At 72.2% G+C, this 8,359-nt stretch carries 7 protein-coding genes; 2 read left to right on the top strand and 5 right to left on the bottom strand.

All coding sequences use genetic code 11. The annotated features are described in order from the left end of the window. Positions 1 to 35 precede the first annotated feature (35 nt). The 5 genes from IG64_RS02270 to IG64_RS02250 are packed head-to-tail and all read right to left on the bottom strand — an operon-like array spanning position 36 to position 5,074. Positions 36 to 968, bottom strand: a complete 933-nt coding sequence (locus IG64_RS02270; RefSeq protein ID WP_037851274.1) for a VOC family protein — start codon at positions 966 to 968, stop codon at positions 36 to 38. A gap of 4 nt (positions 969 to 972) precedes the next feature. After that, positions 973 to 1,974, bottom strand: coding sequence for an amidohydrolase family protein (locus IG64_RS02265; protein ID WP_037851272.1), 1,002 nt, complete (start codon positions 1,972 to 1,974; stop codon positions 973 to 975). Beyond that, positions 1,971 to 3,101 carry an FAD-dependent oxidoreductase gene (locus IG64_RS02260; RefSeq protein ID WP_037851271.1) on the bottom strand — a complete coding sequence of 377 codons (1,131 nt, stop codon included), beginning with the start codon at positions 3,099 to 3,101 and terminating at the stop codon, positions 1,971 to 1,973. The genes IG64_RS02265 and IG64_RS02260 overlap by 4 nt, the downstream gene beginning before the upstream one ends. Positions 3,102 to 3,125: 24 nt before the next feature. Next, positions 3,126 to 4,082: a cyclase family protein gene (locus IG64_RS02255; RefSeq protein ID WP_037851270.1), complete on the bottom strand. Its 957-nt coding sequence runs from the start codon at positions 4,080 to 4,082 to the stop codon at positions 3,126 to 3,128. Continuing rightward, a complete protein-coding gene (locus IG64_RS02250; RefSeq protein ID WP_037851269.1) occupies positions 4,079 to 5,074 on the bottom strand; it encodes a fumarylacetoacetate hydrolase family protein in 996 nt (331 codons plus the stop codon). Before IG64_RS02250 ends, IG64_RS02255 begins: the two co-directional genes overlap by 4 nt. Positions 5,075 to 5,206: 132 nt before the next feature. Here IG64_RS02250 and IG64_RS02245 point away from each other — a divergent pair, with 132 nt between their 5' ends. After that, positions 5,207 to 6,130: a LysR family transcriptional regulator gene (locus IG64_RS02245; protein WP_037851267.1), complete on the top strand. Its 924-nt coding sequence runs from the start codon at positions 5,207 to 5,209 to the stop codon at positions 6,128 to 6,130. Between the two features lie 215 nt (positions 6,131 to 6,345). Further along, positions 6,346 to 8,265 (top strand): ABC transporter ATP-binding protein, encoded by a 1,920-nt coding sequence (locus IG64_RS02240; protein ID WP_037851266.1) that lies wholly within the window; start codon positions 6,346 to 6,348, stop codon positions 8,263 to 8,265. Positions 8,266 to 8,359: the final 94 nt, after the last annotated feature.

Raw genomic sequence — 8,359 nt, 5'->3', positions numbered from 1 at the left:
CCCCCGGGAGTGGAGGGGGGTGGAGGGGGGTGGGATCAGACCGGCGGGGGGACGAAGACTCCGCGGTCGGGATCGTTGAACGACTCCTTGGCGACGAGTTCGTTCATGGGGTTGGCGGTGCCCCACTGGTCGGTGACCTCGGGCCGGGAGAAGTCGTAGACGTGCGGGTGCCAGGTGTCCTCGTCCAGGCACTCCAGCTCGGTGGTGTACTCGACGGTGTTGCCGTGCGGGTCGAGGAAGTAGGTGAAGGTGTTGTCGCCCGCCATGTGCCGGCCGGGGCCCCAGATCTTCCTGAACCCGGCGCGGGTCACGCGGCCGGAGCCGCGCATGTACTCGTCGATGCCGCGCATCTCGAAGGAGACATGGTGCAGCGAGGTGTGCGGACCCTTGGCCAGCGCCATCGAGTGGTGCTGGCTGGAGATCCGCATGAAGTGCATGACCTCGCCCATGTGCGGGGAGCTGAGGGTGTCGGAGAGGCGGAAGCCGAGGTGCCGCTCGTACCACTGCCGGGTCCGGCCCAGATCGGGGGAGTTGAGCACCACATGGCTCAGCTTGACCGGGATCGACTCCCTCTCCTCGATCTTGCGGTGCCGCCGCACCCCGACGTCCGCGGAGACCTCGATGGTGCGGCCGTCGACATCGAAGAAGCGGAAGCCGTAGCCGCCGCCGGGGGTGCCCACCTTGCCCGGCTGTGAGATCAACCGGACGCCTCCGGCGAGGAGCCGCTCGGCGAGGGTGTCCACGTCGGCGGCGGACGCGGCGCCGTAGGAGACCAGGTCGAGGCGCTTCTCCTCGGCCTTGCGCAGCCGGACGACGTACTGCTCCGGGGAGCCTTCGGCGGCCAGGAAGGAGATCCCGGAGTCCTCGGCGACCTTGGTCAGGCCCCAGACGCCCGCGTAGAAGTCGAGCTGCTTGTCGTAATCGGGCACGGCGAGATCGACGTGCCGCAGATGGGTGAGAAGACGCATGGGGTCATTCCTTGCAGAGGAGGGCGGAGGCGTTGCCGCCGCGTACGGCGTGGAAGTCGGCGTCGGGCAGACCGGCGGCGCGCAGCGCGCCGACGGGGTCCTCGGTGCCCATGTCGAAGGGGAAGTCGGAGCCGAGCAGCACCCGGCCCGCGCCCGCTGCCCGTACCAGCTCCCGCAGCGCGTGCGGGTCGTGGACGAGGGAGTCGAAGTACAGCCGCTCCAGATAGCTGCCGGGCGGGTGCGCGCAGCCGGCGCCCGCGTCGGGCCGGACGGACCAGGCGTGGTCGCAGCGGCCGATGTGGGTGGGCAGGTAGCCGCCCCCGTGCGCGGCGATCAGGGTCAGGTCCGGGTGCCGGTCCAGGACGCCGGAGAAGATCAGGTGGGAGAGGGCGACGGCGTTCTCCACCGGCTGGCCGACGGTGTTGGACAGGTACCAGCGGTCCAGCCGTTCGTCGAGCGTGCAGCCGAAGGGGTGCAGGAAGACGATCGCCCCGGTCTCCTCGGCCCGGGTCCAGAAGGGCTCGTAGGCCGGGTCGGAGAGTTCTCGCCCCGGTGCGTGGCTGGAGATCTCGACGCCCAGCAGGCCCTGGCCCAGCGCGTGATCGAGGGCGCGCACCGTGTGATCAGGATGCTGCAACGGCACCAGGCCGAGGCCCCGCAGCCGGCCGGGTGCGGCCGAACAGTGCGCGGCGGTCGCCTCGTTGGCGAGCCGGTACACCTTCTCCGCCGTCCCCTCGCCTGCCCAGTAGTGGTAGTGCGAGGGGGAGGGGCTGACCAGTTGCACGTCCACGCCCTGGGCGTCCATCGCGGCCAGCCGCACGGCGGGGTCGGTCAGTCGGGGAAGGCGTTCGCGCACCATGGGCCCGCTGACGGCCAGGGCCGCGGGACCGTTGCGCCGGGCGTCCAGTGCCTTCGCCTGCGCCAGCCCCGGCAGACCGGACACCAGGGCCTCCACCTCGGGCAGCAGCACATGGGCGTGGACGTCCACGGTGGGGGCCGTGCTCACGGCAGTTCCCGCAGCATCGTCATCATGCGGCCCATCAGGCCGGGCACGTCCGCGTCCCGGACGCCGTCCAACTGCCACTGCCCGATCTGCACGGACGCCTCCACGACCGGACGGACGCGGGCCACGCGCCGCTCGTAGTACGCCCGGAAGAGGGCGTCGTCCCAGGTGTCCGAGGCGGTCAGCAGGCGGGCGAGGACAAGTGCGTCCTCCAGGGACAGGGCCGCGCCCTGTGCCAGTGTGGGCGGGCAGCAGTGCGCGGCGTCGCCGATCAGCACGACCCGGCCGCGGTGCCAGGACCCCTCGACCAGCAGCCGGTCGAACCAGGTGTAGTTGACCTTCGCCGGGTCGGTGATGTGCTCGGTGATCTCCGGCCAGTGGCCCCCGTAGGCGCCGGCGAGGCGGCGCATCTCCTCGGCGTACGTCTTCGGCGGGATGGACGCACGGTCGCGGTTGGCCTCGACGACGTAGGCGTACAGGGTGGTGTCGCTGGTGGGGCAGTACCCGGCGATGTAGGCCGGGCCGCCGTAGGCGAGGTCGGTGCGGACCACGCCGGTCGGACGCGGGGCGGAGGCACGCCAGATGGCCATGCCGGTCGGCTCCGGCTTGTCGCCGATGCCGATCGCCGCCCGGGTCGAGGACCCGAGGCCGTCGGCGGCGATGACCAGGTCGTACCGGCCCTCGCTGCCGTCGGAGAACCGTATGGAGACCCCGTCCGCGTCCTGGCCGAGGATCTCGGCGGTCGTGCCGAGCCGCACGGTGGCGCCGCTGCCCCGTACGGCGTCGATCAGGATCTGCTGGAGCCTCGGGCGCTGCATGCCGACGGTGGCGGGCAGATCGTCGCCGCCGGTGCGCAGGTCCCGCGCGACGTGCAGGACGGTGCCGTCGGGGGCGGTGATGCCGACGGAGCCGAAACCGAAGCCGGACGCCTTCACCTGTTCCCAGACGCCGAGTTCGCGCAGGACACGCAGGGCGTTGCCCTGGAGGGTGATGCCGGAGCCGGCGGTGGCGTTCCAGTCGTCCTTCGCCTCGATCAGGTCCACCGTGAGGCCGGCGCGGCGCAGCAGGACCGTCGCGGCGTTGCCTGCGGCGCCACCACCGATCACCAGGACCGTGCGGGCTGTGCTCATGTGGGAACTCCTCTGTTCCGTGCGTTACTTGACGGCGATCGGGTTGACGGGGGAGCCGACCGCGCCGGTGATGCGGAGGGGCGCGGCGGTCAGCCAGAACTCGTACGTGCCGTCGCGGACACAGTCCTCGGCGAGCGCCTCCAGGTCCCACATCTCGCCGATCAGCAGCCCGATGTTCGGGATGGCGACCTGGTGCAGCGGCTGGAAGGCGTGCTCGAACTCGTTCGGGCGGACCTCGAAGCCCCAGGTGTCCGTGGCGATCGCGGCGATCTCGGTCGAGTGCAGCCAGCCGGCCGTGGTGAACGACAGACCGGGCGCCGGGCCGCCGGCGTAGTCCCCCCAGCCCTCGCGGCGTGCACGGGCCAGCTGCCCGGTGCGCACCAGCACGATGTCACCCCGGCCGACGGCCACCGCGTGCGCCTCGGCCGTCGCCGTCAGATGCTCCTCGGTGATCGCGAAACCGTCCGGCAGCTCCCCGTCGTCGCCGGCCACGCGGCCCACGTCCAGCAGCACACCCCGGCCCGCGACGTACGGCGCCATGTGCTCGATGCCGGTGACGAGGTCGCCGTCGGAGGTGACGACCCTCTCGGCGTCCCGCCCGTTCCACGCCTTGCCGTGGTCGAAGATGTGGCCGAGCCCGTCCCACTGGGTCGAGCACTGCAGCGGCATCGCGATCACGTCGTCCGCGCCGCCGAGGCCGTGCGGGAAGCCCTGGACGCCGAGGGCGGCGTCGGTGCCGGTGTCCAGCATCGTGTGCACCGGGTTGGTGCGCCGCCGCCAGCCCTTCTGCGGGCCGTTCATGTCGAACGCCTGGGACAGCGAGAAGCTGACGCCCCGCCGCACCAGGGCCGCGCCCGCGCGGCGCTTGTCCGCGCTCAGGAAGTTGAGGGTGCCGAGCCGGTCGTCCTCGCCCCAGCGGCCCCAGTTGGAGCACGCCTTGGCGGCCTCGGCGATCGCGCCCTCGGGGTCGTGGCGGTTCACGCGGCGCCCTCCGCGACACAACGGGTGCGCTGGATTCCGAGTCCGCTGACCGTGCCCTCCATGACATCGCCGTCGCGCAGCAGCCGGCCCCAGTGCATGCCGTTGCCGGCCGGGCTGCCGGTGAGCACCAGATCGCCGGGGAGCAGACGGGCGGTCCGCGAGGCGTACGCCACCATGCGCGCCACCTTGAAGATCATGTCCTTGGTGGACTCGTCCTGCATGGTCTCGCCGTTGAGCTTGAGCCGGACGCGGAGGTCGTCGGGGTCCGCGACCGACTCGGACGGGACGATCCAGGGGCCGAGCGGGGTGAACCCGGGCGCGTTCTTGCTGCGCAGCCAGTCGGTGCCGATCTGCGGCATGTCCCGGCGGAAGACGGTGGCCCGGTCGGTCAGGTCGTTGGCGATGGTGTAGCCGGCGATGTACTCCGGCGCTTCCTCCACCGGCACACGGTGGGCCGGTCTGCCGATGACGGCCGCCAGCTCCAGTTCCCAGTCGGGCTGTTCGGCCCAGGCCGGCAGGACGACGTCGTCGTACGGACCGGTGATCGCGCTCGGCAGGCCGATGAAGACGTACGGCAGGTCCTCCGCCGCCCGCCGGTCCATGAGCGCCGCCGCCTCCGCGCGCCGCTCGTCCTCCGGCCGCTCGTCACCGGGCGCACGGTGGGCGACGTGCAGATCGACCACGTGCTGCCGGTAGTTCGCGCCCGACTGGAACACCTGCCGGGGCGTCACAGGCGCGTGCACGCGCAGGTCCGCGACGGCCGTGCGAGCGAGTCCGGTGCCGGCCGCGAGTGCGCGCAGCCGCGGCAGGGCCGTCTCCCAGCGGTCCAGGACGTCCAGGGCGGTCAGCCGTTCGTCGCCGAAGGCGTCCCGCAGATCGAGGGCCTGGCCGTCGGGGGTGACGAGGGCGGGGAACTCGGGCCCGTCCGGGGCCGAGAGGGTGGCGAGGGCGAACGGCCCGGCGAAGAGCGCGGACGAGGGTTCGGGTTTCACGGACGTGTCCTCCTGATTGCGGTGGGACTAATCTGGACCCCCACCGGCGATCAGGGAAATAGATTCTGTGGATGGCTGGCATCCATGGCATCAATCGTCCCCGCTCATCGCTCCACCGCAAGGGACCGATCCGTGAACCTGGCCCGCCTCGATCTCAACCTCGTCGTCGCCCTGCGCGCCCTGCTGGAAGAGCGCAACGTCACCCGGGCCGGGCAGCGCGTCGGTCTCAGCCAGCCCGCCATGAGCGCGGCCCTCGCCCGCCTGCGCCGCCACTTCGACGACGACCTGCTCGCCCGCGTCGGCGGCCACTACGAGCTGACCGCACTCGGACAGGTCCTCCTGGACCGCACCTCCACCGCCTACGACGTGCTGGAACGCCTCTTCTCCAGCCAGGCCGACTTCGACCCGGCCCGGGAGAGCCGCGAGTTCAGGCTGGTGGCCTCCGACTACGCCGTCGCCGTCTTCGGTACCGAACTCGCCCGGGTGGTGCACGAGGAGGCTCCCGGCATCCGGCTCCGCTTCACCCAGACCCCGCCGACCGTCGTGGACGGCACGGCGACCCTGCTGAGCGCCACGGACGGCCTGCTCATGCCGCACGGCGTGATCAGCGGTTTCCCCGCCACCGACCTCTACGACGACCGCTGGGTGGTCCTCGTGTCGCGGGACCACCCCGGTGCCGGGGACCGGCTCACCCGGCGTGACCTGGCCCGGCTGCCGTGGGTGACCTACCAGCGCACCTACGACGCCCCCGCCGTACGGCAGTTGGGCATGCTCGGCATCGAGCCGCGCGTCGAGGTCTCCGTCGACAACTTCCAGCTCCTGCCCCTGATGATCGCCGGCACCCGGCGCATCGGCCTGATCCAGGCGCGGCTGGCACGCGTGCTGGCGCCCGTCGCCGCCGTCCGGGTGGTGGAGCCGCCCTACGAGGCCGTGCCGCTGCGCGAAGCCCTGTGGTGGCACCCGGTCCACACCCATGACGCGGCCCACATCTGGCTGCGCGAGACGGCGGCACGGGTCGGGGCCGGACTGCCCCGCGGGGACGGGGACCGTGGGTGAGGCAGGTGGAGGCGCGGGCCCGGTGCGACCACCGCCCTCGGCGGCGGCAGCGGCACCGTCGGCCCGTCAGGCGCCCTCCGCGGAAACCGGCCCGGGATACGGCGCCGCGTCCCCCGAGTCCGCCGGTGTCCGGTTGTCGCCCATCCGCGGTAAATGCCTGGACTGAGGGTCTTCCCCGGCGGGACACTGCCGACTTCCGAACCTCCGGGAGTGTGATGGGGAACACAGAAGAGCGAGGACCGGCTCCGGGCAGGAGTGCCGTCCTGCTGGCGGCGCGGTACTACGGCCGGGAACTGCTGCGACTGCACCGGCCGGCCCTGCCCGCGCTGCTGCTGCCGGCCGCGGGCAACATCGGCATCCGTTACGTCGCCCCCCTGCTGATCGCCAAACTGGCAGGACAGGCCGCCGGCCACAGCGGTCTCACGCTCGCCTCGGCGCTGCCGTACGTGCTGGGCTTCGGTGTGACGCTGCTGCTCGCCGAGGCGGTGTGGCGGGTCGGCCAGCACTGCCTGAACCGGGTGGACGCCCTCGGCTCGGAACACCTGTACGTCAGGGGCATGGACGAACTCCTCGCCCAGGACGCGGCGTTCTTCCACGACAACTTCGCCGGCTCCCTGACCAAGCGGGTGCTGAGCTTCGGCAGACGCTTCGAGGACTTCGTCGACACGGTGACGTACCGGGTCGTGGGCAGCCTCGTCCCCCTGGTGTTCGGTGCCGTGGTGCTGTGGAGCTACGAACCGATGCTCGTCGTCGGTCTCCTGGTGATGATCGCGCTGACCGTGGTGGCCGCGGCACCCCTGATCCGTCGCCGGCAAAGGCTCGTCGACGAGCGCGAGGCGGCGATCGCCCGGGTCTCCGGCCACGTCGCCGACAGCCTCATGAACATGGAGACCGTCCGGGCGTTCGCGGCCGAGCGGCGGGAGGCCGCGGAACACCGCGCCCGGGTCGCGGAGTCCCGGCGGCTGACGCTGAGGTCGTGGGACTACGGCAATCTGCGCGTGGACGTCCTGATCGCCCCCATGTCCGTGCTGACCAACGTGCTGGGACTGCTGGTCGCGGTCGCCTTAGGCGGTCCGGGCCAGGGAGTGGAGGAGGTCGTCGTCGCGTTCACCTACTACTCCAACGCGACCCAGATCATGTTCGAGTTCAACCAGATCTACCGGCGCCTGGAAAGCTCGATGACCGAGGCCGCGCAGTTCACCGAGCTGCTGCTGGACCCGCCCACCGTGCTCGACCCGACGGAACCCGAACCGCTCGCGCGGCGGGACACCGGCATCCGCTTCGAGGCGGTCACCTTCGCCCACGCGGGTGCCGAGCCGATCTTCCGGGGACTGACCCTGGAGGTGCCCGCAGGCGCACGGATCGGTCTGGTCGGCAGGTCCGGCGGCGGCAAGACCACGCTCACCCGGCTCCTGCTGCGGATGTCCGACATCGACGGCGGACGCATCCTGATCGGCGGTCAGGACATCAGCCGGCTGCGCCAGAGCGACCTGCGCTCACTGATCGCCTACGTCCCGCAGGAACCCGCCCTGTTCCACCGCAGCCTGCGGGACAACATCGCCTTCGCCCGGCCCGGCGCCACCGACGAGGAGATCCACGCGGCGGCCGAGGCCGCGCACGTCACGGAGTTCGCCTGCGGGCTCCCCGACGGCTTCGCCACCATGGTGGGGGAGCGGGGGGTGAAACTCTCGGGCGGCCAGCGCCAGCGTGTCGCCCTCGCCCGGGCCATCCTGCGAGACGCCCCGGTCCTGCTGCTCGACGAGGCGACCAGCGCGCTGGACTCGGAGAGCGAACTCCTCGTCCAGGACGCCCTGTGGCGGCTGATGGACGGGCGTACGGCCCTCGTGGTCGCCCACCGTCTGAGCACCGTCGCCGGCATGGACCGTCTCGTCGTCCTCGACCGGGGCGACGTCGTCGAGCAGGGCACCCACGAGCAACTGCTGGCGGCGGACGGGGCCTACGCCGGACTCTGGCAGCACCAGTCGGGCGGCTTCCTCGGCGAGAGCGCCGGGCCGGCCCTCGAAAGCCCGGCCCCGGGAGCGGGCCCCGGTGTGCTGCCGGGACCGGCCGACCCGGCACCGGACGGGGGCCGCGGAACGCCGTCACCCGCGCGCACGGGCACCGGGCCCGCCTGAGCGCACCGGTTCCCGGACGCTCCGGAGGGCGGGCGCCGTCGTCGTCCTGGTGGCCCTCGTCGTCCGGGCCGTCCTGGAACCCAGCCGGCCCGGG

The sequence above is a fragment of the Streptomyces sp. NRRL S-340 genome, from assembly GCF_000720185.1.
In the GTDB taxonomy this organism is placed as follows: Bacteria; Actinomycetota; Actinomycetes; order Streptomycetales; family Streptomycetaceae; genus Streptomyces.
This window is presented reverse-complemented; position numbering and strand designations above follow the sequence as displayed.